The sequence below is a fragment of the Candidatus Bartonella washoeensis Sb944nv genome (assembly GCF_000278135.1).
GTDB lineage: Bacteria > Pseudomonadota > Alphaproteobacteria > Rhizobiales > Rhizobiaceae > Bartonella > Bartonella washoeensis.
On sequence record NZ_JH725024.1, the window covers coordinates 3780 to 4189 of the forward strand.

Consider the following 410-nt stretch of genomic DNA (forward strand, 5'->3'; position numbering starts at 1 on the left):
TTGTCATCTTTAGGTGCATGACCTTTCGCACGCACCGCTTGTATCATCTCTTCTTTCGACGCATTCCCCTTGCCTGTCGTCGCTTTCTTTATCGTGCTAACTGGTACGCCTTCATACGGTATCTGATGATGTTCACACCAAGCTGTTAAGGTTGCTAATAAACCACCGTAAACATGCGCCGCGTCTGTACCAACATGCCGGCGCACTTCTTCAAAATACACCGCATCAATGCCACGGGCGGTTGCCTTCATGTCTGTAAGCCATTGCTTAAAACGTAAATAACGCATCCCACCGCCTTCAAAACGGCGTGATTGAAAATTCACCGTGCCACTGAAGATGTGACCATCCTCACCACGTATCGCCCACCCCGTTTTGGTTCCTAGATCAAAACAAAGAATCGTGTTATTCAC

Annotated in this window: 1 protein-coding gene; it reads right to left on the reverse strand. The window is 48.0% G+C overall.

The window, feature by feature from the left end:
- Positions 1–410, reverse strand: a 410-nt coding sequence (locus MCQ_RS04675; protein WP_245256379.1) for a crossover junction endodeoxyribonuclease RuvC, incomplete at both ends; no start/stop codon positions are given.